At 59.7% G+C, this 22751-nt stretch carries 17 protein-coding genes; 12 read left to right on the top strand and 5 right to left on the bottom strand.

The features are described 5' to 3' along the window. The first annotated feature begins 32 nt into the window (after positions 1 to 32). Entirely contained in the window at positions 33 to 1235 is a 1203-nt protein-coding gene (gene pcaF, locus ACIPF8_RS04065) for a 3-oxoadipyl-CoA thiolase (protein WP_400417358.1), read from the top strand. Positions 1236 to 1243: 8 nt separating this feature from the next. On the opposite strand, the gene ACIPF8_RS04060 is transcribed toward pcaF, so the two are convergent. Then, positions 1244 to 2692 carry an HD domain-containing phosphohydrolase gene (locus ACIPF8_RS04060; RefSeq protein WP_400417355.1) on the bottom strand — a complete coding sequence of 483 codons (1449 nt, stop codon included), beginning with the start codon at positions 2690 to 2692 and terminating at the stop codon, positions 1244 to 1246. Between the two features lie 228 nt (positions 2693 to 2920). Between ACIPF8_RS04060 and ACIPF8_RS04055 the strand changes: the two genes are divergently transcribed. Then, the gene (locus ACIPF8_RS04055; protein WP_400417352.1) at positions 2921 to 3403 is read left to right on the top strand and encodes a hypothetical protein; all 483 of its coding nucleotides are present in this window, start codon (positions 2921 to 2923) and stop codon (positions 3401 to 3403) included. A gap of 14 nt (positions 3404 to 3417) precedes the next feature. Here the strand turns inward: ACIPF8_RS04055 and ACIPF8_RS04050 are convergent, their stop codons facing one another. Further along, positions 3418 to 3744 (bottom strand): AzlD domain-containing protein, encoded by a 327-nt coding sequence (locus tag ACIPF8_RS04050; RefSeq protein WP_400417350.1) that lies wholly within the window; start codon positions 3742 to 3744, stop codon positions 3418 to 3420. Beyond that, the gene (locus ACIPF8_RS04045) at positions 3741 to 4466 is read right to left on the bottom strand and encodes an AzlC family ABC transporter permease (RefSeq protein WP_400417347.1); all 726 of its coding nucleotides are present in this window, start codon (positions 4464 to 4466) and stop codon (positions 3741 to 3743) included. The genes ACIPF8_RS04050 and ACIPF8_RS04045 overlap by 4 nt, the downstream gene beginning before the upstream one ends. Before the next feature lie 174 nt (positions 4467 to 4640). Between ACIPF8_RS04045 and ACIPF8_RS04040 the strand changes: the two genes are divergently transcribed. From ACIPF8_RS04040 to ACIPF8_RS04010, 7 genes are all read left to right on the top strand, one after another. Beyond that, positions 4641 to 5141: a sigma factor-like helix-turn-helix DNA-binding protein gene (locus ACIPF8_RS04040; protein ID WP_400418180.1), complete on the top strand. Its 501-nt coding sequence runs from the start codon at positions 4641 to 4643 to the stop codon at positions 5139 to 5141. Beyond that, on the top strand, positions 5138 to 6094 hold the full coding sequence (locus tag ACIPF8_RS04035) for a FecR domain-containing protein (RefSeq protein ID WP_400417344.1): 957 nt from the start codon (positions 5138 to 5140) through the stop codon (positions 6092 to 6094). The genes ACIPF8_RS04040 and ACIPF8_RS04035 overlap by 4 nt, the downstream gene beginning before the upstream one ends. Positions 6095 to 6239: 145 nt before the next feature. Continuing rightward, the gene (locus tag ACIPF8_RS04030) at positions 6240 to 9260 is read left to right on the top strand and encodes a TonB-dependent receptor (protein ID WP_400417342.1); all 3021 of its coding nucleotides are present in this window, start codon (positions 6240 to 6242) and stop codon (positions 9258 to 9260) included. Between the two features lie 91 nt (positions 9261 to 9351). Continuing rightward, positions 9352 to 10923: a thioredoxin family protein gene (locus ACIPF8_RS04025; RefSeq protein ID WP_400417339.1), complete on the top strand. Its 1572-nt coding sequence runs from the start codon at positions 9352 to 9354 to the stop codon at positions 10921 to 10923. A gap of 137 nt (positions 10924 to 11060) precedes the next feature. Continuing rightward, complete coding sequence (locus ACIPF8_RS04020) at positions 11061 to 11732, top strand: glutathione S-transferase (RefSeq protein WP_400417336.1); 672 nt, start codon at positions 11061 to 11063, stop codon at positions 11730 to 11732. Positions 11733 to 11920: 188 nt separating this feature from the next. Next, entirely contained in the window at positions 11921 to 13414 is a 1494-nt protein-coding gene (locus ACIPF8_RS04015) for an AMP nucleosidase (protein ID WP_400417333.1), read from the top strand. A gap of 5 nt (positions 13415 to 13419) precedes the next feature. After that, positions 13420 to 13650: a hypothetical protein gene (locus ACIPF8_RS04010; RefSeq protein ID WP_400417330.1), complete on the top strand. Its 231-nt coding sequence runs from the start codon at positions 13420 to 13422 to the stop codon at positions 13648 to 13650. Position 13651: 1 nt separating this feature from the next. Here ACIPF8_RS04010 and ACIPF8_RS04005 read toward each other — a convergent pair whose 3' ends face one another. Both ACIPF8_RS04005 and ACIPF8_RS04000 read right to left on the bottom strand, forming a co-directional pair. Then, positions 13652 to 14833, bottom strand: coding sequence for a YbfB/YjiJ family MFS transporter (locus ACIPF8_RS04005; protein WP_400418177.1), 1182 nt, complete (start codon positions 14831 to 14833; stop codon positions 13652 to 13654). Positions 14834 to 14884: 51 nt separating this feature from the next. Beyond that, positions 14885 to 15976: an NAD(P)H-dependent flavin oxidoreductase gene (locus ACIPF8_RS04000; RefSeq protein WP_400417327.1), complete on the bottom strand. Its 1092-nt coding sequence runs from the start codon at positions 15974 to 15976 to the stop codon at positions 14885 to 14887. A gap of 146 nt (positions 15977 to 16122) precedes the next feature. On the opposite strand from ACIPF8_RS04000, the gene ACIPF8_RS03995 reads away from it, so the two are divergent. The 3 genes from ACIPF8_RS03995 (at position 16123) to ACIPF8_RS03985 (ending at position 22707) form a co-directional block, all read left to right on the top strand. Then, positions 16123 to 17004, top strand: a complete 882-nt coding sequence (locus ACIPF8_RS03995; RefSeq protein ID WP_400417324.1) for a LysR substrate-binding domain-containing protein — start codon at positions 16123 to 16125, stop codon at positions 17002 to 17004. Positions 17005 to 17115: 111 nt separating this feature from the next. Next, a complete protein-coding gene (locus ACIPF8_RS03990) occupies positions 17116 to 17847 on the top strand; it encodes a transposase (protein WP_400417321.1) in 732 nt (243 codons plus the stop codon). Between the two features lie 171 nt (positions 17848 to 18018). Next, a complete protein-coding gene (locus tag ACIPF8_RS03985) occupies positions 18019 to 22707 on the top strand; it encodes a glutamate synthase-related protein (RefSeq protein WP_400417319.1) in 4689 nt (1562 codons plus the stop codon). The last annotated feature ends 44 nt before the right edge of the window (positions 22708 to 22751 follow it).

Below are 22751 nucleotides of genomic sequence, written 5' to 3'. Positions count from 1 at the left end.
TATTCAGTCAAACCACTTATAGGTGACACGCCATGAATGACGCATTTATCTGCGATGCAATCCGCACTCCGATCGGCCGCTATGGCGGCGCCTTGAAAGATGTGCGTGCCGACGACCTGGGCGCAGTGCCTCTGCGGGCGCTGATGGCGCGCAATCCGCAGGTTGATTGGAGCGCGGTCGACGATGTGATTTTCGGTTGCGCCAACCAGGCCGGCGAAGACAACCGCAACGTCGCCCGCATGTCGGCCTTGCTGGCGGGGCTGCCGCAACAAGTGCCGGGTTCCACCATCAATCGTCTGTGTGGTTCCGGCATGGATGCGGTCGGTAGCGCAGCGCGCGCGATTCGCGCCGGCGATACCGGCCTGATGATCGCCGGCGGCGTCGAATCGATGACGCGCGCGCCAATGGTGATGGGCAAAGCCGAGACCGCATTCTCCCGCAATACCGCCATCTACGACACGACAATCGGTTGGCGATTCCCGAATCCGCTAATGGTGGCGCAGTATGGCGTCGATGCGATGCCGGAAACGGCAGAAAATGTCGCCGACGAATATCGCATCAGCCGCGCCGATCAGGATAAATTTGCGTTGGCCAGCCAGACCAAGGCCGCATTGGCGCAACAGAACGGCATCCTGGCGCAAGAAATCACGCCGGTCGCGATTGCGCAAAAAAAGGGCGATCCGTTGACCGTGAGTGTTGACGAACATCCGCGCCTGACCAGCATCGAAACGCTGGCCAAACTCAAAGGTGTGGTGCGCGCCGACGGCAGCGTCACCGCCGGCAATGCCTCCGGCATCAATGACGGCGCCTGCGCGCTGCTGCTTGCTAACAGCGATGCAATAGCGCGGCACAGCTTGACGCCGCGCGCACGCATCGTCGGCATGGCCACCGCCGGCGTGGCGCCGCGCGTGATGGGCATCGGCCCGGCGCCAGCCACGCAGAAGCTGCTGCATCAACTCGGCATGTCGATTGACCAGATGGATGTAATCGAACTGAATGAGGCATTCGCTTCGCAGGGGCTGGCGGTACTGCGCTTGCTGGGCCTGCAAGACGACGATCCACGCGTCAATCCGAACGGCGGCGCGATTGCGCTAGGTCATCCGCTCGGCATGAGCGGTGCGCGTCTGGTGACGACCGCGATGTATCAATTGCAGCGTAGCGGCGGGCGCTATGCGCTGTGCACGATGTGCATCGGCGTTGGGCAGGGCATCGCCTTGATCATCGAACGGGTTTGATTGGACGCTTAAAACAGGCCAAGCAAGGATGCCTTGAGCGTGGCGGCGGCGCGGCTGTTGCATTCCAGTTTGCGGAAGGTGTGCTCGACGTGGGTGCGGATGGTGGAAGGGCTCAATCCAAGCTTGCGCGCCGCTTCTTTGTTGCTGTCGCCGTGGGCTATGCAGCGCAGCACATCCAGTTCGCGCGCCGACAGGATGCTGGTTGCCGGCGCCGGTGTTGAACTGGTCGGCACTGTCTGCGCGCCGTCCAATACGCCAACGACTCGTTGATCGAGACGGCTGAGCGCGGCCTGACGTTGCATGTGATCGATGGCGGCGTCGTTGTCCAGCGGCGGTCGCCACGGCCGCGCCGCCTGGAGCGCCAGCAGCGTTGTCGCCACCGGCAGTATGCGATGTTCCATAGGTGTGGCGGCATGCCTGGTTGCGCGGAAATAGCCGGAACCGTCAAGCCGCTCATAGACTGAAGAGGCAATCTCCGCCTCCTTTTCCAGTGCTCTGATCTGAGTCACGGCGCGCGCGGTCCAGTATGGGTTGAGTCGTACCCGCTCCCAGTCGGCGATTGAGAGCGGCCCCGGCTTGTTCCACACGGCGTTGGGAATGGCGACGCGGCCCAGTCCGTGCAGAAGTGCGGCGCGGCGGATGCGAGCCTGGACCGCCTGCGGCATCTCCAGCCGGGCGGCAATGGTTCCTGCCAGGCGAGCCACCGCACGCGAATGTCCAGTTAGCCAAGGTAACTTGAGATCGATGGCATCTGCCACTAGCGACAAGCTGACAAGGTGGCCGTCAGCCTCCGAACGCGCAGTAGATTCGCCGGCCTGATCCAACTCCCTCAGCAGGCTCTCAGCCATCCTGCCGGCAATGTCGGTCAGGTACTGCGGGTAGATGACATCGGCGCGCTGCCGGATCATTTCCAATGCAGCCCGTAACCCATACTCGCGATAAAAAATCTCCAGATCGCCTGCCAGCAGAACTAGCAGGACCGGCAAAGGGATTGCATCGCCTTGTAGACCGACAGGGCGGCCTTTGCCGTCCCAGGTTTCGAACAGACAGTCGAGCGAGGTGACCACCGCAGGGGACAGGCCAAGCGTCGTGGCAATCAGTGCCGCTACTTCGCAATGGATGGCTCTTATTTCGTCGACGCGTCGCGGCAGTATATTGGGTGCGATCAGCAATTTGATGGCTGCAGGCTGTAACCTCAACATGGCGTGACGTCCCTGCACATCGTCGCTCATGATGTCGGCCACTTCGGTCGCATTGGCAGTGCAGCCGACCCAGCGCAGCAACGCAATCTGTTCGACGCCTCTGCAGATCTTTGGCTCCAGACCTAGTTCGAGTGCTATGCCGCACGCTAGCCAAGCCACTCTTTTCGAGTGATCGACTGGTTGTCCCATGCTCAAGTCGCCCATGAAGGCCAATGTCAGCAATGCATCGGAAGTGGAAACCAGCTCGTCTTTCATCGTGAAATTTTTCTTTTTTGTCGAGGCAATTACATACTGTCAGGGAATGGCGTGACAAACACCATCGTATATTTGACCGATGTTGCTACGATGCATATACGGGCTATATTACGACTTGTTTCATCGGTCCGCGGCGCCATCGCCGCAGCTCATTGGGAAACGCCGATTATCCTTGCGTTTTTCTTTGAGCGGTTTGTTACCCGTCTTATCTCTGTGAAGGAGTTGAACATGTTCGGATTGACAGCGCTCGGCACATTCCACACGGCGATCAGCCTGGTTGCGGTCGTTGCAGGGCTGATCGCTCTGTTTCGCGACAAGGCGATTTCCCCCAATAACCTGGTCGGGAAAATCTATATATGGACCACTGTCATTACGTGCCTGACCGGCTTCGGAATTTTCCGGCATGGCGGGTTTGGCAAGCCGCATGTGCTTGGCATCATTACGTTGGTGGTACTCGGCATTGCCGCACTGGCGGGGAAAACCAAACTATTCGGGCGGGCATCGCGAGCAGTCGAGACGGTCAGCTATTCCGCTACCTTCCTGTTCCATTGGATACCCGCAGTCACCGAAACATCAACTCGCTTGCCGCTTGGCCAGCCGCTGTTGAGCAGTGCAGAAGATCCAGCCTTGAAAGCGGCGACCGGAGTGTTGGTACTGTTGTTTCTGATCGGCGCCACTTTGCAGGTTCGGCGCTTGCGCGTCAAGGCTTGATGGCAGCGGCTAATTTATTGATGCAACACGCCTAGCTGCCAGGCGAAAAATACAACCAGCCCGACCGCAATGGTCAGCAATTGCCGGCGTGTCGCCGCACACACCAGTACTGCAGCAATTGCGGCGATCAGCTGCGGATTGCGCCAGCTCAGCTCCATACCCTCGCCATGCGGCGCCAGCACCATTGGCACGATAATCGCCGTCAGTACGGTGACCGGCACAAACACCAACGCCTCCTTGAGCCAGATCGGAAAGACTACACGGTCGCCAAGTACGAAGATGAAGGCTTTGATGAACACGGTGATCACGGCCATGCCGATGATGGTCAGGGTATACGTCATGCTTTGCTCCTTGCAGCGCGAATGCGCGCCAGCCAATGCGACGAGGCCAGGCCGACGGCAACGCCAACCAGCGTTGCCGCCATCAATCCCAATTTGTACGGCAGGTCGCGCAGGAACCAGGCGCACACGCCAGCGGCGATTGCCGCCGCCAATTGCGGTTTGCGAAACAGTTGCGGCACCACGATGGCGATAAAGGTCGCGACCATCGCAAAATCCAGTCCCAGCGTCTGCAATTGCGGAAACGCTACGCCAAACAGCAGTCCGACCAGCGTCCATAACTGCCAGTTGCCATACATGGACAAGCCAGAGCCGAGGAAATACCAATGACCATGCGGCGTGTGCGCGTGTTTCAGGTAGTAGGCATTCATCACGGCGAAGGTTTCATCAGTCAGCAGGAAGCCGAGCAGCCAACGCCAGCGCGCCGGCAAATGGCTGACGTGCGGCAGCAAGGTTGCCGCATATAGCATGTGACGCAGGTTGACAATAAAGGTCGCCATCCAGATCACCAGGATGCCGGCCTGCCCAGCCGCCAGGCCGATCGCGATGAACTGGCTGGAGCCGGCAAACACGCCGAGCGACATGAACTGGCCTTGCCACAGCGCGAGCTGGCTGGCCGCCACCAGCGCACCGAAAATCACCCCGAAAGGCGCCGCACCGATCAGCATCGGCAAAGTATCGCGCGCGCCGGCGGCGAAACTGGTGAGGGGAGTGGGATGGGACATGAAGAATTCCTTGGTGATGTCGGAATAATAATGTCAGGCGCTTCTTTGCGCAACGCATATGGATATGTAAATACATGCGTTTGTATTGCCGTCGGCCTAAGATATTCTCTTAATCTTGCCCAAGTCCCCATGCATGAATCTTCAATCCAGTACTGAATAACCAGCGTGCCACAGATGGACATCGCCAGCCCCCAACCTATCGACCTGATGTTTGAAAGCCACTTCCGTTGGCTGTGCAACCGGCTGCGCGGTCAATTGGGGTGTACCTTCATTGCGGAAGATGTGGCGTCGGAGACGTTCGCGCAAGTGCTGGCGTTGCCGCCGGCGACGGCGATCAAGGAGCCGCGCGCGTTGCTTACTACCATTGCGCAACGCCTGGTGTACGACATCTGGCGCCGGCGCGACCTTGAGCGCGCCTATCTGGAACTGTTGGCGGCGATGCCGGAGCAGTCGCAGCCGTCGCCGGAGGAAAGTGCGCTGGTGTTGCAATCGCTGCTCGCGGTGGAGCGCTTGCTGGACGGTTTGTCGACCAATGCGCGCGCTGCTTTCCTGTACAGCCAGGTGGACGGCCTGACCTATGCTGAAATCGCCGCCAAGCTGAAAGTCTCGACTGCTCGGGTGCAGCAATATGTGGCCCAGGGTTTGCTGTGCTGCTATGCGGCGACTTCAACATGACAAAACTCTCATTCAACGATCCGATTGCTACGCAAGCTGCCAACTGGATGGCACTGCTGCGATCGGAGCGCGCCACCGAAGCCGACCGCCGCGCCTATCTGCAGTGGCTGGCGGCCGATCTGCGACATGCCACCGTGGGCGCCGGATTGGAACGTGCACTTGGCACTTTCCAGGCTTCGGCACAGGCCGGCGTTTCGGGCGAGGTGATCGACCAGGCCCTGAAGCTGTCGGGCAAGCGGCGCCGGGTGTTGCAAGGCGGTCTGTTGTTGCTGGGCCTGGGCGGCGTCGCCGCGGTGCTGGTCGACCGCGAAACACCATTGTTGGAGCTGGCCGCCGATTTACGCACCGGCACCGGTCAGCGCCGCAGCGTCGGACTGGTCGACGGCAGCACCGTGATACTGAATGCACGCAGCGCCGCCGATATTGATTTCGATGCACAGCAACGGCTGTTGCATCTGCGTTCCGGCGAATTGCTGGCGCGGGTGGCGCTTGATCATCGGCGGCCGTTCGTGGTGCGTACCGAGCACGGCGCGGTGCGCGCGCTGGGGACGGCGTTTGTGCTACGGCGGGAAGCTGATTACAGCGAGGTCAGTGTGCTGTCTTCACGAGTTGAAATAGCTACCCGCGATGGCGTACGGCAGCGCTTGTCTGCGGGGCAGAGCGCGCGTTTTGATCGTGGCGGGATTAGCGCCACGTCCGCGCGGCCGGAAGCGGAGTCAGCCTGGGTCGACGGCTTGTTGGAAGTCAACGACCGGCCGTTGGCGCAGGTAATTTCAGCGATCCGGCCCTATCGTAGCGGCGTGATACGGGTGGCGCAGCGGGCTGCGCAATTGCGCGTGAGCGGGGTGTTTCCTTTGGACGATACCGACCTGGCCCTCAGCATGCTGACGCAGACCTTGCCGATCCGTATACAGCGCAGCACGCCTTACTGGGTCAGTATTTCGATGGCTTAATTGAGTCGCTTGGCTACAGCAAAATCCGCATATCCATATTAAAAAATCTTCTTCCGAAATCCCTATAAATTTTCTGTCGCCGTTTCACAAACCTAACGTGAAGCAGTAATGAAAAATCATAATAATCGGGAAGGAAGAAAGACACATGCAAAAACTCAAGACGTTGCCGGCGCAGATCGCGCTGGCGCTGTTGGTTGCTTATGCCCTGCCAAACGCCCACGAGGCAGCGCAGGCGCAAACATTACCGGCAGCCGCGGCAACCCAGCAATACGATATCGCCGCCGGTCCGCTCAATGGCGTGCTGGCGCATATCGGCCGCCAAAGCGGCAAGTTGCTGTCGTTCGATGCGGAATTGGTGCGGCCGTACCAGAGCGCTGCGATCAAGGGTAGCTACACTGCGGAGCAGGCGCTGGCTTTGGCGCTGAAGGGTAGCGACCTGGAAGTCGCGCCGCTCGATCACGGAGTGCTGACCATTCGCCGCGCCAAGGTCGTCAGCCCTGCGCCGGAGGCAATTGCGCCGAAAGCCAAGGCCGCGGCGGCGGTCGCGGTGGTTGCTGCCACGCCGGACGAAGAGCATAGGGAAGTATTGGTGACCGGTTCGCGGATTCCGCGCGCCAGCAAGGAAGGTCCGACCAGCGTCACCGTGATTACCGGTGACGAGATTGAGAAGCAGGGGTATCGCAATGTGTTCGACGCGCTTAGCGCGCAGACGCAAAATACCGGCATGACGCAGGGCGCCGATTTCGGCAATACCTTCACGCCGGCAGCGAACACCATCAGCCTGCGCGGCCTCGGCCCTAACCATACCCTGATCCTGGTCAACGGCCGCCGCGTCGCCGATTATCCGGTGGCGTATGACGGCTCAGTCAATTTCGTCAACCTGGCGAATATTCCATCGGCCCTGGTCGACCGTATCGAAATCCTGAACGGCGGCGCTTCGGCGGTGTACGGTTCCGATGCGATTGCCGGCGTGGTCAACGTCATCCTGAAGAAAAAAGCCGAGGGCTTCGATCTCAACGTCAAGGCCGGCGGCACCCAGGATGGTGGCGGATCGAATCAGCGCATCCAGTTCACCGGCGGTGGCAGCAGCGGCAACCTGAGCGGTGTCTTCGGCATTGAGCTGAGCCGGACCCAGCCAATCTGGAGCCGTCAGCGCGATTTCATGTCGTCAACGTCGTCGGACGGTACGGCGCCGACCCGGATCGCCGGGCGGATGAATGTCGACAGTGGAAATTATGTGGATCCCGGCGCCGGCTGTTCCCAGCTTGGTCAGCTTTTCAGCGGCAGCGTCGTGAAGACCGGCAGTCCGTATTGCGCCAGCGGTAAGGCGCAGCCGTCTTACTGGACTACCATGACGCAGAACGAAAGCGAAAATTTGTTCGGTAGCCTGACTTACCAATTGACGCCAAAGACTGAGGTATTCAGTGACTTGATGCTGGGTTTTAACGCTACGCAAAACAATACGCGCGGTCCAAACTGGACTTCGGAAGGCGGCGGCAACAGCTATTTCTTCAACCAGAATACAGGCGCTGACGAAAGCTGGTCGCGCCGTATCGCACCGGAAGAAATCGGCGACGCGACGCGCTACAACAAAAAATGGCGGGACATCGCCGGCAATTGGACCATCGGTGTGCGCGGCGATATTCCCGCCACCAGCAGCTGGAACTACGAGGCGGCCTACAATATCTCGGCCTACACAAGCCGTCAGACGACGCCTTTTCTGCTGAATAATGTCGATAGTTTTTTCCTCGGCCCGCGCCTTGGCTATAACTCGGACGGCGTCGCCATTTACGCGCCGAATCCCAACCGGCTTTACCAGCCGCTGACGCCGGACGAGTTCAACTCGATTACCGGCGAGGCGATCAGCCGCAATAAATCGTGGACCCAGACCCTGAGCCTGAGCGCCAACGGTGAGCTGTTCAACCTGCCGGCTGGCCCGGTACGCATGGCTGTCGTGACGGAGTTAGGCAGCCAGGGTTTCAGCAATACACCGGATCCGCAAATCAACCAGGGCGTGTTCTATAACCAGTCGGAGGCAGAAGGCGCCAGCGGTTCGCGCAAGCGCTATGCACTGGGCACGGAATTGAATATTCCGCTGCTCAAGCAATTGGTCGCCACCGTTGCTGGTCGGTACGACGAGTACAATTTCGCCGGCCGCAGCGACGGCAAGTTCACCTATAACACCGGGCTGGAATTCCGTCCTGCAAAGACCCTGCTATTCCGCGGCAACTACGCCACCAGCTTCCGCGCGCCGGACATGAATTACATCTATTCGTCCACCACGCACGGCTATTATTCGTCGACCACCGATTACTATCTATGCCAGAAGACCGGACAACCCTTGGCCGGTTGCAGCTACAATAATTATTCGCCGGGCGCCAACTATATCCAGACCGGTAGCAAAGACCTGAAGCCGGAAAACGGCAAGTCCTGGAGCTATGGCGTCGTGTGGTCGCCGAGTTCCAACTTCGATATTTCGGCCGATTTCTGGCGCATCCAGATCGACAACCTGGTGACCAATCTCGATCCCGACACCATCCTGCGCAACGAAGCGAATTGCCGCGCCGGCCAGCTGGATATCAACTCACCTACCTGCGTCGATGCGCTGGCGCGGGTGGTGCGTAATCCACCCAATGCCGTGTACCAGCCGAATGCGATCCAGGACATCCTGGTGAACCCGATCAACGCAGCGCAGGAGCGCACCAGCGGTCTCGATTTCAGCGGCAAGTGGCGCATCAAGGGCGGCAACGTCGGCGATTTCGTCCTGAAAGCGAATTACACCAAGGTGTTGAGCCACCACTACAAGCAGTTCGCGGACGATCCGGATCAAGATTTGCTGAACTCGCTGACCAATCCGGATTGGGGTTCCAAGGTCAATGCCAGCGTCACCTGGCTGCGCGGCCCATGGACCAGCACGGTGCAGGTTACGCGTTATGGCAGCTTGCCGAGCGCCGACCAGACTCGTCGCATCTCGCCGTTCGCGCTGGTCAACCTGAGCGCCAGCTACCAGATCAACCCGCGCGCCTCGGTATCGCTGATCGTCAACAATGTGTTTAACTCAGTCAAGCAAGACACCACCGCAGGCTGGCCGTATTATCCTGTTGGGAACTACAACCCGTATGGCCGTATGGGCTGGCTGGAATTTAATTATCATTTTGGTTCATAGAACCGGCCGGAACAGATCCGAGATCTGAGTGCAAAAGGGGATGGCACAGGCCGGCCCCTTTTTGTGATTTAACCATTTATACATGTACAAGATGAAAATCCAATCTGTTACTGCTGCCATCATCGCCACCCTGATATGCGCAGCCGGGCCAGCGCTCGCGCTGCCGACCACCGGCCAAAAGCCGGCGGCCGCACCCCCCGCTGCAGCTGATGGCATCAATTGGTATGACGGCGACGTCGATGCCGCTTTTGCCTTCGCCAAGGCGCATAACAAGCCGTTGTTCCTGTATTGGGGCGCGACCTGGTGCCCGCCGTGCAATCAGGTCAAGGCGACGATTTTCAATCGCCAGGCGTTCATCGAGCGTTCGCGCTTTTTCGTGCCGGTGCATATCGATGGCGACAGCCCTGGCGCGCAGAAGTTGGGCGAGCGTTTCAAGGTCCGCGGCTATCCGACCATGATCCTGTTCAAGCCGGATGGCAGCGAGATCACCCGTCTTCCGGGCGAAGTCGATGCAGAGCGCTATCTGCAGACGCTGACACTTGGCATCAGCGCCAACCGGCCAGTCAAGCAAACCTTGCAGGCAGCACTGAGCGGCGGCAAGCTGACGGCCGACGAATGGCGTCTGCTCGGTTACTACTCGTGGGATACCGACGAGCAGCAACTGGTTGCCAGCAAAGATCTGTTTCCTACTTTGAAGCGTCTGGCGGCAGCTTGTCCGCCGGGTGAAACCGCCAACCGGCTGGCCTTGAGCGCACTGGTGGTGGCTGCCACAGCGACACCGGGGAACATCCCCGAAATCGACAAGGCGGCTGCGGTCGTGCAGCTGACCAAGGCGGCGTCTGACACCCGCATCGCGCGCGAGAACATGGACCTGTTGACCAACTATCCGACCGATCTGGTCGGGCTGGCAACCGCGCCGCAATCGCCCGCGCGAGCCAAGCTGATCGGCGTCTGGAACACCGCGCTGCAACGTCTGGCGCTCGATACCAGCCTGTCCAAGACCGATCGTCTGTCGGCGTTGGCGGCGCAGGTGTCACTGGCACGCCTCGATAGCCCGGATGCCAAGCTGACGCCGGCGTTGCTCAAGGAAGTGCGGCAGCGGGTAGCGCAAGCCGATGCTGCGACCACCGATGCCTACGAACGGCAATCGGTCATCAATACTGCCGCGCATGCGCTGGGCGATGCCGGTCTGCTGGATGAATCCGATACCTTGCTCAAGGCAGAATTGAAGCGCTCGCATGCGCCGTATTACTTCATGTTGAGCCTGGCGTCGAACGCCAAGAAACGCGGCGACAAGACGGCTGCCATCAATTGGTACGAACAGGCCTACCAGGCTGCGCAGGGACCGGCGACCCGCCTGCAATGGGGCGCAGCCTACCTGTCCGGCGTACTGGAACTGGCGCCGCAGGACGAGGCGCGCATCGAGAAGGTCGCGCACGGCTTGTTCCAGGAGCTGGCCGGCACCCAGAACGCGTTCTATGAACGCAATCGTTCGGTGCTGGAACGGCTTGGACACAAGCTGGCCGATTGGAACGCAGGCGGCAAGCACCAGGCGGTGGTACAGCGTTTGCGGACCCAGCTTGACGGCGTCTGTGCCAAGCTGCCTGAGGCCGATGCGCAGCGGGCCACTTGCCAGGGCTTGCTCAGCCCGGCGCGTGCCTAAATAGCCTAATAGTCATGGTCGACGGGAATAATGTAGGGGAAAGGTTCTAACCCAAGATCATTCCGGGTAAATGGGGTACGCTAGCGGCAAATCATCTGCCTTTGTTCCCCCCATTTACCTGAACGGATCCGTCGACCATGATAACTGTCCATCACCTCAACAACTCCCGTTCGCAGCGGGTGTTGTGGCTGCTAGAAGAACTCGGGCTTGAATACGAAATCAAGTTCTATCAGCGCGATCCCAAGACCATGCTGGCGCCGGCATCGCTACGCGCTGTACACCCGTTGGGCAAGTCGCCGGTGATCACCGACGGCGACAACACGATCGCCGAATCGGGCGCGATCATCGAATACCTGGTGCAGCAATACGGAGGAGGGCGTTTGATTCCGCCGGTTGGCAGCAAGGACCGTTTGCGCTACACCTACTGGCTGCATTACGCCGAAGGCTCGGCCATGCCGCCGTTGCTGATGAAGCTGGTTTTTGGCCGCATCGACCGGCCGCCGATGCCGGCCTTGTTGCGTCCCTTGGCGCGCATGATTTCGAAGGGCGTGCAGCGTGGCTACATCGATCCGCAACTCAAATCGCATCTGGATTTCCAGGAAGGCGAGTTGGGCAAGAGCACCTGGTTTGCCGGCGAAGAATTCACCGCCGCCGATATTCAGATGAGTTTTCCGTTGGAAGCTTCGCAATCGCGCGGCGGCCTCGATGCCAGCCGGCCGCGCCTGACGGCTTTTCTGCAGAGAATCCACGCACGTCCTGCATATCAACGCGCTATCGAAAGAGGCGGCAAGTACGATCTTCTGAAATAAATGTCATATATGCGCTGCCGTAAATTTACGGCAGTGCGGTGCGTGATGCACCCACGTCGCGACAATCCCAGTAGAATTGAGTTGAATTGAGTCGTAACGAGCGCTGATGCTGCGCTCGACGACGCCAAAGCGTTTGGCCGTATTTGGCCTCATTTGGTTTCACTCACAGATATCGCTACGGAGAGTCAATGTTCCCGACTGAGAAATTCACCGATCCGCACGCTGCCGTCGAGCGCGTGCTTGAAATCTACGAACACCATACCGCCTTGCTGCGCGATGCATTCAAGCGTTTTTCGAATGGCGAAGTGATGCCGGAGCGGGTGCGTGCCTGCTACCCGTTCGTGCGCGTGACGACTGAAGTCAATACTCGCGCCGACACCCGCCATTCCTTCGGTTTTGTATCCGGCCCCGGCGTCTACGAAACCACACTGACGCGGCCATCGCTGTACGCCAATTACCTGGTCAGCCAGTTCAAGCTGCTGCGCGATAATCATGATGTGCCACTGGAAATCGGCGTCAGCGAATTGCCGATTCCGGTGCACTTCGCCTTCCCTGAAGGGATACACGTCGAAGGCAATCTCGATCCCGAACATCTGCGCACCTTACCGGATGTCTTCGATCTGCCGAACCTGGCCACCATGGACGACCGCATCGTCAACGGCACTTACGAGGAAATGCCGGGCGAACCGCATCCGCTGTCGCTGTTTACCGGACCGCGCATCGATTATTCGTTACATCGCCTGAAGCATTACACGGCGACTTCGCCGGATCGTTTTCAACGCTACGTGCTGTTCACCAACTACGCGTTCTATGTTGATGAGTTCATCCGCATGGGTCGCGAACTGATGCAGGCCACCAGCGATCCTGAGCGGCGCGAATACCGCCAGCAATACACGGCCTTCGTCGAGCCGGGCGACCTGACCACCTGGAACGCCAACCTCGACGACTTGCCGGCCGACCGCGCGCTGACCGGCATCGCGCCGGCGCGCCAGCCGCAGATGCCGGCCTACCATTTACAGCGCGCTGATGGTTCCGGCATCACGCTGATCAATATCGGCGTTGGGCCATCCAACGCCAAGACCATCACCGACCACGTGGCCGTATTGCGGCCGCACGGCTGGATCATGCTCGGCCACTGCGCCGGCCTGTCGACCTCGCAACGCATGGGTGACTACGTACTGGCGCACGCCTATGTGCGTGATGACCATGTGCTCGACGACGACCTGCCGCTGTGGGTGCCGGTGCCGGCGCTGGCCGAAGTGCAACTGGCGTTGCAGGATGCGGTCGCTGCTATCACCCAACTGGAAGGCTACGAGCTCAAGCGCATCATGCGCACCGGCACCGTGGCCTCGGTTGATGACCGTAACTGGGAGCTGCGCGATCACCGCAAGCCTTTGCTGCGTTTCAACCAGAGCCGGGCGATTGCGCTGGATATGGAAAGCGCAACCGTGGCCGCCAACGGCTTCCGCTTCCGGGTTCCGTACGGTACCTTGCTATGCGTTTCCGATAAGCCGCTGCACGGTGAAATCAAATTGCCCGGCATGGCCAACCGCTTTTATGAGCAGCGCGTCAACCAGCATTTGAAGATCGGCATCAAGGCGCTGGAATTGCTGCGCAACCAGGGCGTTGAACAACTGCACAGCCGCAAGCTGCGCAGCTTCAGCGAACCGGCTTTCCGCTAAGCCTCGTGGCTACGGTTATCAAACATCGTGGCGTCAACATCGTCACGCTGGCAGAGGGCGAGACGATAGCGGAACATTGCCGCGATGGCGATATCGCGCTGGTACAGGATGCGGCCGGTTGGTGGACGCATTTTGTCGGCGCGGATGGCGCCATCGACAGCTACGACGCGCCATTCCCGTCGTACAACAAGGCGCTGTGGACCGCCAAGGCGGCAGCCGAATTTGCTGGCGAATAGCTCAAGCGAGCTGCTGTCTGCTTTCCCGGTACATCAACCCTAGCAGGCAGGCGCCCGCCACCAGTGCGACGGCCGCCACGCACAACGAGGAAGTGAAGTTGCCGCTGCCCTGAACCAGGCGTGTCGCCAGCGGCGGCCCGATGATCTGACCGATGCCATAGGTGGCAGTCAGCAGACCCATCAGGCTGCGCGCCTGGTCGCCGCGCAGACGACGCGCATCCCGCATCGCAAACAAGGTAATCGCAGTAAATGGCAAGCCCAGCAAGATGCTGCCAAACGCAAAGCCGAACACACTGGGCGACGCCACGCCGATCAGGATGCCGCAGGCCTGCAACAAATAACATGCCGCCAGCAGCAGCCGGTTGTCCCAATGGATCGGCAAGCGCGTTGCCAGCAAGGCGCCCAGCGAAACGCAGATGCCGAACAAGGGCCAGAACAGGTCCGGCCAACTGGAACCCGGCAATGCCTGGCGCGCGATCACAGGCAGGAAAGTGGCGGTGATGATGTAGCCGAATCCAGCCAGCGCATAGGCGATTGTCAGGCCGCGTGTCTGCCTGATGATTTGTGCTGGCAGGAGCGCATGCGAGGCTGATGTTGGCGCGCTGGCAGTAGTTGTCGAGCCGGTGAAGGTGCGCCACACGATTGCCGTTAGCAGCAACGCTAGCAGCGCGTAACTGAGCCAGCCATAGGATGCCTTCCAATCGTGCGACACCATCGCGCTGGTGGCCAGTCCGGTCAGCAGGATGCCGAGTCCAGGCCCACAATAAATGATTCCGCCCAGCGCCGGCGCTTGCAGTTGCGCCAGCCGTTGCAGGCACCAGCCGGAGGCGAACACAAACGTGCAGGCGCTGGCGACGCCGGCCAGCGCGCGCAGCGCCAGCCACACCGCAGGCGACTGCAATAATCCCATTCCCAGAGTCAGCAGTACGGTGGCGGCGAGGCCGATGCGGATGAAACTGGTAGCGCTGCCGCGCAAGACCATGCACAGCATGGCGCCGATAAAATAACCGACGTAATTTGCGGTCGCCAGCCAGCCGCCTGCCGTCAGGTCGATCACGCCATCATGCAGCATCATCGGCAGCAGCGGCGTGAAAGCAAAACGGCCGATGCCCATCGCCACCGCCAGGCATAGTGTGCCGGCCAGCGCGACGCGCCATGCTTGCCGGCCTTGATCTATTTCCATCGCGATGCCTGCGGTGGCAGTGGTTTGCGTTTCGTTCAAGTTCAGCTCTGACTAGTAGTTGATGGCATGCGGCGCCTGCAATTCAGCCGCTAGCGTGGCAACCAATTCCGCCGCCGGCATCGGCCGCGCCATTGCAACGCCCTGTCCAGCCCAGAGCGACATGAATTCGGGTCGGTTGAGTTTGGCGGCGGTTTGGCGGATTTCTCCGGTCAGGGCATTTTGTATCGGATATACAGGCAGCGCGCTTTCATAGCGCGCCATCTGCTCCATATAGGCATTGGCGATGCCGCGCGCATGGCGGCCGGAGAAACTGCGGGTCAGGCGCGTGCTGTCGTCGCGCGCAACCGCGAGCTGTGCGCGCCACGCCGGGGCAATGCCGGATTCAGGGCAAGCCAGGAAGGCGGTGCCGAGCTGCGCCGCTTGTGCGCCGAGCAGCAAGGCGGCAGCGATGCCGCGGCCATCCATGATGCCGCCGGCGGCGATCAGCGGCACCTTTACCGCCGCCGCTGCTTGCGGAATCAACGTCATCAAGCCCACGCTGGACTGTTCGATATCGCCGAGGAAGGTGGCGCGATGGCCGCCGGCTTCAGAACCCTGAAGGCAAACGAAATCCGCGCCAACCTGTTCCCATGCGATCGCTTCTGCGACCGTGGTGGCGGTGCCGATCACTTTGCTGCCTTTGGCATGGAACTGCGCCACCGTATCTGCGGACAGAATGCCGAACGTGAAACTGACCACTGGCGGCGCGGCTTCCAGCAGGGCCGCCAGTTGCTCCTCGAAGTTTTCGCTGAATTTCTGTGGACGTGTGGCAGGGCCGAGGCCGAGTGCGTCACGGAACGGCAACAGCAGCTTTTCTGCCAGTGCGATTTCTGCCTCGGCAGGCCGGCTGGTTTCCAGGATGAATAGGTTGACGTTGAATGGCCGCGTCGTCAGCGTACGGATTTTCTTGACCGCCTCGATGATCGCCGCCGGCGACAGCAACGCCGCCGCAAACGAACCCAGGCCGCCGGCGTTGCAGACTTGCGTCACCAGTTCGATTGGCGAAGCGCCGTTCATGGGGCCCTGCACGATCGGATAACAAAGATCGAGCTGCGCCGCAAATGACTCACGCTGCGGACTGGATTTCAAGGTGATGTTGGACATGCGGGAGCTCCTGAGGATTGGCGGTCTGGATATGCCTGGTTTCTAAATGATATAGCGCCCTATCTAATAGGATTCATCCTACCTTGACATCATCATCTTTAAAAATGAATAATAAAAATGTTATCCATCTTTAAACGAGATGATCAATGGATCTCCTATCCCTCGAAATTTTCCGCACCGTGGTGCGAGAAGGCGGCATCACCCGTGCGGCGGAACAGTTGCATCGGGTGCAATCGAATGTCACCACCCGCATCCGTCAGCTGGAGCAGTCGCTGGGCGTCAGCCTGTTTTCCCGCAACCACAAACGCTTGGTGCTGACGCCGGCCGGCGAAACCCTGCTGGGCTACGCCGAACGCCTGCTCAACCTTGCCGTAGAGGCGCGCGAGGCGGTCCAGCCGGCGGTGCCGCAAGGGCGCTTGCGCATCGGTTCCATGGAAAGTACCGCAGCCAGCCGCTTGCCGCTGCCGCTGGCGCGCTTCCATCAGCAATGGCCGGCAGTGCAGCTGGAATTGAGCACCGGCCCGACCCAGACGCTGATCGACCGTGTACGCGCATTTACCCTCGACGCCGCATTGGTAGCCGGTCCGCTGGAAGATCCATCGCTGACGATTTTGCCCCTGTATGCCGAAGAGCTGGTGTTGCTGGCTCCGCGCAATCACCCGCCGATCAGTAGTCCCGACGATTTGCAGACCCACACCCTGATCGCCTTCGAAAACGGCTGCGCCTATCGCCGCCACGCCGAAAACTGGCTGGCCTCCGGCAGCATCCCCGGTCGCCGCCCCGACCGCATCCTCGAACTAGGCTCCTATCATGCGATGCTGGCCTGCGTCGCCGCCGGCGCCGGCATCGCCCTGGCGCCACGCTCCGTACTCGAACTCCACAATTGCACAGAAAGCCTGGCGATCTACCCCATCGGCCCCGCCGGCCAAATCCCAACCTACCTGATTCACCGCCACGACTACAGCTCCCCCGCCTTCGACGCCCTTAGCCAAATCCTCCAGGCTGAAGCCAAAACAATTCAACTCTGACCCCAATTAATGAAAAATAATTAGGGTCAGAGTCAAATTAAGAAATCATAAATGGGGTCAGAGTCGAATTAATGGCTAAAATAAGCGCATCTAAACTGCTTTCTTTTTGCCATGGCTCGCTTACCTCGTCTCGTTATTGCCAATCAGCCGCATCACCTCATTCAGCGCGGTGTTGATCGGCGGGCAATTTTCCGTGAAACCGAAGATTACGTGAATTTTCTGGGCCGTTTGCGCGATGCGGCCAAGCAGTTCAAGGTCGCTATCCATGGCTACGTGCTGATGACAAATCATATCCACTTGCTGGCTACGCCCAGCGATGTGGAGGGTTTGGCGCGGATGATGCAGTGGGTAGGGCGACATTACGTGCCTTATTTCAATCAGAAATACGCGCGTGAAGGGACTTTGTGGCAAGGACGCTACAGGGCGACGGTGATCGATTCGGAGCGGTATTTCATGTTGTGCAGCTGCTATATCGACCAGAATCCGGTGCGCGCAGGCATCACTTCGACGCCGGGAGAGTATCCCTGGTCGAGCTATTTACACCACGTTGGCATCAAGCCGGACCCGCTGGTGACTGATCATGCGCTGTATTGGGCCTTGGGTAATACGCCTTTCGATCGTGAGGCTGCGTATAAGGCGATGGCTGAGCAAGCGCTTACATCGGATCAATCCAAGCAGCTAATGGAGGCTACCAACAAAGGTTGGCCGCTAGGGTCCGATGCGTTCAAGGCCAAGCTGGAAAAGCAGGGGGCCGTGAGAGTGCGTCCGGGCCAGCGCGGGCGGCCGTTCAAGGTGAAGCCAGAGTCGCTGGCGGATGCGGCAGTGTCGGCAACAAAAAAATAGAAAAAATGATGAAAGCGCCATCATTTGCACTAAATTGACTCTGTCCCCATTTAATTTTGGTGCAAAAATCGATGTCATTAAATTGACTCTGACCCCATTTATTGTGATTGAAGTATGGTGGCGTCTGCACTATTCTTAATATCCTTACTCTCAAAGTGGTGGAGCAACGTTATGCAAGCGCAAGGTTTATACGATCCGACCAATGAGCACGATGCCTGTGGTGTCGGCTTTATCGCCCATATCAAAGGCAAGAAGAGTCATTCGGTCATTGAGCAGGGGTTGCTGATCCTGAAGAACCTCGATCACCGGGGTGCGGTCGGCGCGGATAAGCTGATGGGTGATGGCGCCGGGATCCTGATCCAGGTGCCGGACCAGTACTACCGCGAGGAGATGGCGAAACAGGGCGTGACTTTGCCGCCACCGGGCGAATTCGGCGTCGGTATGGTGTTCTTGCCAAAAGAGAGCGCTTCGCGTATCGCTTGCGAACAGGAAATCGAACGCGCGGTGCTGGCTGAAGGCCAGGTTGTGCTGGGCTGGCGCGATGTGCCGGTGGATATCGAGATGCCGATGTCGCCGACCGTGCGCGACAAGGAACCGGTGATCCGCCAGATTTTCATCGGCCGCGGCCCGGACATCATGGTCACCGATGCGCTCGAACGCAAACTGTACGTGATCCGCAAATCCTCCGGCCACGCGATCCAGGCGCTGAATCTGCTGCATGGCAAGGAATTTTTCGTGCCGTCGATGTCGGCCCGCACCGTGGTCTACAAGGGCTTGCTGCTGGCTGATCAGGTCGGCGTGTATTACAAGGACTTGCAGGATGCGCGCTGTGTATCGGCACTGGCGCTGGTGCACCAACGCTTCTCTACCAACACTTTCCCGGAGTGGCCGTTGGCTCACCCGTATCGCCTGCTGGCGCACAACGGCGAGATCAACACCGTCAAGGGTAACTTCAACTGGATGCGTGCACGCGAAGGCGTGATGAAGTCGCACGTGCTGGGCGACGACCTGAAGAAGCTGTTCCCGCTGATCTATGAAGGCCAGTCCGACACCGCCTGCTTCGACAACGCGCTTGAACTGCTGCTGATGTCCGGCTATCCGATTGCGCAAGCGATGATGATGATGATTCCTGAGGCGTGGGAAAACCACACCACGATGGATGACAACCGTCGCGCCTTCTATGAATACCACGCTGCGATGATGGAGCCATGGGATGGCCCGGCGGCGATGGCGTTTACCGACGGCCGCCACATCGGCGGCACGCTGGACCGCAACGGCTTGCGTCCGGCGCGCTACATCGTCACCGACGACGATTTCGTGGTGATGGCTTCCGAATCCGGCGTATTGCCGATTCCAGAGTCGAAGATCATCCAGAAATGGCGCCTGCAGCCTGGCAAGATGTTCCTGATCGATCTCGATGCCGGTCGCATCATCGACGACAAGGAATTGAAAGACACCTTCGCCAACGCCAAGCCATACAAGCAATGGATTGAATCAGTGCGGGTCAAGCTCGACGAGCTGAAGTCGGAACCGTATGAATCCGGTTCGACCATCCCGTTGCTGGATCGCCAGCAGCTGTTCGGCTACACCCAGGAAGACATCAAGTTCCTGATGTCGCCGATGGCTGCTGCCGCTGAAGAAGCGATCGGCTCGATGGGCAACGACTCGCCGCTGGCGGTCATGTCCAACAAGAACAAGACCCTGTATCACTACTTCAAGCAACTGTTCGCGCAAGTCACCAACCCGCCGATCGATCCGATCCGCGAAGCGATGGTGATGTCGCTGGTGTCCTTCATCGGACCGAAGCCGAACGTGCTGGATACCAACAATATCAACCCGCCGATGCGCCTGGAAGTATCGCAGCCGATCCTGAACTACGACGACATCGCCAAGCTGCGCAACATCGGTGCGCACACCGGCGGCAAGTTCAAGTCGCATGAGCTGAACATCTGCTACCCGGTCGCCTGGGGCAAGGAAGGCATCGAAGCACGCCTGGCATCGCTGTGCGCCAAGGCGGTCGATGCGGTCAAGTCCGGCCACAACATCCTGATCGTGTCGGACCGCAAGGTTGATGCCGAACAGGTCGCGATTCCGGCGCTGCTGGCCACATCGGCGATTCACCAGCATCTGGTGAGCAAGGGCCTGCGCACCTCGACCGGCCTGGTGGTGGAAACCGGTTCGGCGCGCGAGACGCATCACTTCGCGCTGTTGGCAGGCTACGGCGCGGAAGCGATCCATCCGTACCTGGCGATGGATACCCTGACCGAAATGGCGCACGGCTTGCCGGGCGCGCTGTCGGCTGACAAGGCGATCTACAACTTCCAGAAGGCGATCGGCAAGGGCTTGCTGAAAGTCATGTCGAAGATGGGTATCTCGACCTACATGTCGTATTGCGGCGCGCAGATTTTCGAAGCGATCGGCCTCAACAAGAGCATGACCCAGAAGTACTTCAAGGGCACTGCATCGAACGTTGAAGGTATCGGCGTGTTTGAAGTGGCGGAAGAAGCCTTGCGCCTGCATCGCGCTGCGTTCAGCGACGATCCGGTACTGGCCAACGCGCTCGACGCTGGCGGCGAGTATGCATATCGCGTCCGCGGTGAAGAACACATGTGGACCCCGGATGCGATCGCTAAGTTGCAGCACTCGACTCGCGCCAACAACTTCAACAGCTATAAAGAATACGCTCAGCTGATCAATGATCAGTCCAAGCGTCACATGACGCTGCGCGGTTTGTTTGAATTCAAGATCGATCCAAGCAAGGCGATCCCGCTGGATGAAGTTGAACCAGCCAAGGAAATCGTCAAGCGTTTCGCTACCGGCGCAATGTCGCTCGGCTCGATCTCGACCGAAGCGCATGCCACGCTGGCAGTGGCGATGAACCGCATCGGCGGCAAGTCCAACACGGGCGAAGGTGGCGAGGACGAGAACCGCTATCGTCAAGAACTGAAGGGCATCCCGATCAAGCAAGGCGAGACCCTGGCATCGGTGATCGGCAAGGACCGCATTGAAGTCGACATCCCATTGCTGGCGGGCGATTCGCTGCGTTCGAAGATCAAGCAGGTGGCGTCCGGACGTTTCGGCGTCACTGCTGAATACCTGACTTCGGCCGATCAGATCCAGATCAAGATGGCGCAGGGCGCGAAGCCAGGCGAAGGCGGTCAGCTGCCAGGTCACAAAGTGTCCGAGTACATCGCCAAGCTGCGTTTCTCGGTGCCGGGTGTCGGCCTGATTTCGCCGCCGCCGCACCATGACATTTATTCGATCGAAGATCTGGCGCAGCTGATCCATGATCTGAAGAACGTCAATCCACGCGCTTCGATTTCGGTCAAGCTGGTGTCGGAAGTCGGCGTCGGCACGGTGGCCGCGGGTGTGGCCAAAGCCAAGTCGGATCACGTCGTGATCGCCGGCCATGACGGCGGCACCGGCGCTTCGCCTTTGTCATCGATCAAGCATGCCGGTTCGCCTTGGGAACTGGGCCTGGCCGAAACCCAGCAGACGCTGGTGCTGAACGGCTTGCGCAACCGTATCCGGGTGCAGGCTGACGGCCAGATGAAGACCGGTCGCGATGTTGTCATCGGCGCCTTGTTGGGTGCGGATGAATTCGGTTTCGCTACCGCACCGCTGGTGGTTGAAGGCTGCATCATGATGCGCAAATGCCATCTGAACACCTGCCCGGTTGGCGTTGCCACGCAAGATCCTGTGTTGCGCGCCAAGTTCTCCGGCAAGCCTGAACACGTGGTCAATTTCTTCTTCTTTATCGCTGAAGAAGTGCGTCAGATCATGGCGCAGCTGGGCATTCGCAACTTCAACGAGCTGATCGGCCGTGCCGACCTGTTGGACAAGTCCCACGCGATCACCCACTGGAAGGCGCAGGGCCTGGATTTCAGCCGCATCTTCTATCAGCCGGTATTGCCTGAAGGCGGCGTGTACTACCACACCGAAGAGCAGGACCACGGTCTCGACAAGGCACTCGATCACAAGCTGATCGCGCAAGCCAAGGCGGCGCTGGAGAAGGGCGAGCGCGTTTCGTTCATCTCGCCGATCAAGAATCTGAACCGCACTGTCGGCGCCATGCTGTCCGGCGAAGTGGCGAAGAAATATGGTCATGAGGGCCTGCCCGACGACACTATCCATATCCAGTTGCAAGGCACCGCAGGCCAGTCGGCCGGCGCGTTCCTGGCGCATGGCGTGACGCTGGATCTGGTTGGCGAAGGCAATGACTACGTTGGCAAGGGCTTGTCCGGCGGCCGCATCATCGTCCGTCCGAACACCGAGTTCCGCGGTCGCGCAGTCGACAACATCATCGCCGGCAACACCGTGCTGTACGGTGCGATTGCAGGCGAAGCCTTCCTCAATGGCGTGGCCGGCGAACGTTTTGCGGTACGTAACTCCGGTGCGATTGCCGTCGTTGAAGGTACCGGCGACCATGGTTGCGAATACATGACCGGCGGCACAGTCGTGGTGCTGGGCGATACCGGCCGTAACTTCGGCGCCGGTATGTCTGGCGGCCTGGCGTATGTCTACGATCCGGACGGCACGTTTGCGGCGCAATGCAATATGTCGATGGTGACGCTCGAGTCAGTGCTGAGCCAGGGCGAGCAGGAAGCCACGATCGACCGTGCAATCTGGCATAGCCCCGTGCGCGGCGGTGAAGCACAGGCTGACGAGGCGATCCTGAAGGGGCTGATCGAGCGTCACTTCAAGTACACCGGCAGCACCCGCGCCCGTAACCTGCTGGACAACTGGGTTGCCTCGCGCAGCAAGTTCGTCAAGGTGTTCCCGACCGAGTACAAGCGCGCCCTGGGTGAGCTGAACGCGGTCCACAGCACCAAGCCAGCCAAGGAAAAAGTCGCCGCTTGATCGCTTGCCCGGGTTTGCCCGGGCGACGCTTAAGCCAGGTTAAA

Origin of the sequence: Collimonas sp. NPDC087041 (assembly GCF_044745265.1) — a bacterium.
GTDB lineage: Bacteria > Pseudomonadota > Gammaproteobacteria > Burkholderiales > Burkholderiaceae_D > Collimonas.
Note: the sequence above shows the minus strand (reverse complement) of the source record. Positions and strands in the feature narration are given on the sequence as shown.

What these genes read in the sequence shown, in the direction of transcription:
- pcaF (WP_400417358.1), top strand. Translation starts at nt 33, where the DNA reads ATGAATGACGCATTTATCTGCGATGCAATCCGCACTCCGATCGGCCGC.
- ACIPF8_RS04060 (WP_400417355.1), bottom strand. Translation starts at nt 2,692, where the DNA reads ATGAAAGACGAGCTGGTTTCCACTTCCGATGCATTGCTGACATTGGCC.
- ACIPF8_RS04055 (WP_400417352.1), top strand. Translation starts at nt 2,921, where the DNA reads ATGTTCGGATTGACAGCGCTCGGCACATTCCACACGGCGATCAGCCTG.
- ACIPF8_RS04050 (WP_400417350.1), bottom strand. Translation starts at nt 3,744, where the DNA reads ATGACGTATACCCTGACCATCATCGGCATGGCCGTGATCACCGTGTTC.
- ACIPF8_RS04045 (WP_400417347.1), bottom strand. Translation starts at nt 4,466, where the DNA reads ATGTCCCATCCCACTCCCCTCACCAGTTTCGCCGCCGGCGCGCGCGAT.
- ACIPF8_RS04040 (WP_400418180.1), top strand. Translation starts at nt 4,641, where the DNA reads ATGGACATCGCCAGCCCCCAACCTATCGACCTGATGTTTGAAAGCCAC.
- ACIPF8_RS04035 (WP_400417344.1), top strand. Translation starts at nt 5,138, where the DNA reads ATGACAAAACTCTCATTCAACGATCCGATTGCTACGCAAGCTGCCAAC.
- ACIPF8_RS04030 (WP_400417342.1), top strand. Translation starts at nt 6,240, where the DNA reads ATGCAAAAACTCAAGACGTTGCCGGCGCAGATCGCGCTGGCGCTGTTG.
- ACIPF8_RS04025 (WP_400417339.1), top strand. Translation starts at nt 9,352, where the DNA reads ATGAAAATCCAATCTGTTACTGCTGCCATCATCGCCACCCTGATATGC.
- ACIPF8_RS04020 (WP_400417336.1), top strand. Translation starts at nt 11,061, where the DNA reads ATGATAACTGTCCATCACCTCAACAACTCCCGTTCGCAGCGGGTGTTG.
- ACIPF8_RS04015 (WP_400417333.1), top strand. Translation starts at nt 11,921, where the DNA reads ATGTTCCCGACTGAGAAATTCACCGATCCGCACGCTGCCGTCGAGCGC.
- ACIPF8_RS04005 (WP_400418177.1), bottom strand. Translation starts at nt 14,833, where the DNA reads ATGGAAATAGATCAAGGCCGGCAAGCATGGCGCGTCGCGCTGGCCGGC.
- ACIPF8_RS04000 (WP_400417327.1), bottom strand. Translation starts at nt 15,976, where the DNA reads ATGTCCAACATCACCTTGAAATCCAGTCCGCAGCGTGAGTCATTTGCG.
- ACIPF8_RS03995 (WP_400417324.1), top strand. Translation starts at nt 16,123, where the DNA reads ATGGATCTCCTATCCCTCGAAATTTTCCGCACCGTGGTGCGAGAAGGC.
- ACIPF8_RS03990 (WP_400417321.1), top strand. Translation starts at nt 17,116, where the DNA reads ATGGCTCGCTTACCTCGTCTCGTTATTGCCAATCAGCCGCATCACCTC.
- ACIPF8_RS03985 (WP_400417319.1), top strand. Translation starts at nt 18,019, where the DNA reads ATGCAAGCGCAAGGTTTATACGATCCGACCAATGAGCACGATGCCTGT.